This is a genomic window from Streptomyces sp. NPDC059900, from assembly GCF_050270335.1.
GTDB lineage: Bacteria > Actinomycetota > Actinomycetes > Streptomycetales > Streptomycetaceae > Streptomyces.
This window is the reverse complement of the sequence record NZ_JBNNJZ010001106.1, coordinates 1-1,301: the sequence shown is the minus strand read 5'-3', so window position 1 is coordinate 1,301 and position 1,301 is coordinate 1. Positions and strand designations below refer to the sequence as shown.

3 protein-coding genes are annotated in these 1,301 nt (G+C 67.3%); 2 read left to right on the top strand and 1 reads right to left on the bottom strand.

Annotated features, from left to right (window positions below; translation table 11 throughout):
* A partial coding sequence (locus ACQKIP_RS47635) for a GNAT family N-acetyltransferase (RefSeq protein WP_427745888.1) occupies window positions 1–515 on the bottom strand: 515 nt, incomplete at its 3' end.
* 171 nt (window positions 516–686) lie between these two features.
* Between ACQKIP_RS47635 and ACQKIP_RS47630 the strand changes: the two genes are divergently transcribed.
* Together ACQKIP_RS47630 and ACQKIP_RS47625 are read left to right on the top strand one after the other, a co-directional pair.
* Entirely contained in the window at window positions 687–914 is a 228-nt protein-coding gene (locus ACQKIP_RS47630) for a hypothetical protein (protein ID WP_365863583.1), read from the top strand.
* A gap of 117 nt (window positions 915–1,031) precedes the next feature.
* The coding region (locus ACQKIP_RS47625; protein WP_427745887.1) for a serine hydrolase at window positions 1,032–1,301 on the top strand (270 nt) is incomplete at its 3' end.

Genomic DNA, 1,301 nt, shown 5'->3' with positions numbered 1-1,301 from the left:
TCGCCCAGCTCTAGCTCGACCAGACTGAAGACACGTCGGTAGCCGGCTGCGAGCAGAAGCGCCGTGGCGTCCTGCTCGGAGATCATGGCGTTCGCACCGATCACTGCAGTCCGCGCCGTGCCGTGTTTTTCGACGAGCTGGCGGATCCGCTCTTCGGCCCAGCACAGCATGGCAGATCCGATGCCCTGGTTGCGATGCTCGGGCAAGAGGTAACCGCGGTGCAGGTACAGCCACGTATCGTCTCGCTCCTGCCACCACCGGATGGTCGAGTAGCCGACGACGCTCCCGTCGCGCACCACCAGAACCTGGTTCTTGGACGGCTCGTCCAGCTTGGCAGAGGCCTCGGCGATCTCGGCGGCTGTCGGGAGCCCTTCCACAACCGAACGGGCGTCGACCCGGTCCCGTTCGACACATTCCAGCCGCACCGCGGCCATGGGGCCGTGGTCCTCGTCGCCCCGATACGGCCGGAACCCGAAGCCGGCTGGGAGGTCCTGTCCTGGCGTCTCATCCGACATGATCGGATGATCTCGAACTTTGAGGCAGGTCTGCCACCCTGTTCATGATTCATGCTGCGGTCGTCTGCGGCCGTTCCACGAGGTAGCCGCGTTCGAAGGGGGCTCCGACACGGACGAGGGCGACGAGGTGGGGTGCGTGCGGTGGACCTCGTCGGCCCGGAGCATGTGGGGGTGTCGACCGACTACCCGTTCGACCACGAGGACTTCAACGCGATGCTCGCCCGGAGCCCGGAGCTGTTTCCCGACTGCTACACGGGCTGGGGCCCCATCAACTTCATGCCCCCGGAAGGACTGTTGACGGTGGAGGACGCGCTGCTGTCCCGGGGATACCCCCGCGATGCCGTCATCGCGATCACGGGAGGCAACTTCCGCCGCGTTGCAGCGCAGGTATGGCAGTAGCCCGCAGCGCAGACCTGCCCGGGCCGCAGCGGCCCCCTCACCGGCCGCCACCCCGGGCCGGGGGGCAACTTCCCATAGCCGCCCGCCGGATCGTGTACGCCTGCTAGACAGTCGACCATGACCTCTCAGCGCCTGCTGCTCCCCCGTTCTGCACCGGCCGCCGCGGGAATATCCTCGGTTGCGATCGCCGCACTGCTGGACCGGCTCGAAGCGCGGTCCGGCGAAAGCCATTCCCTCATGGTCGTGCATGCCGGTCACGTGGTCGCCGAGGGCTGGTGGGCCCCGTATACGGCTGATCGTCCGCATCTTCTCTACTCGCTGACCAAGTCGTTCACGTCGGTCGCCGTGGGGCTCGCGATCGGCGACGGGCTGCTCTCACTCGATGAC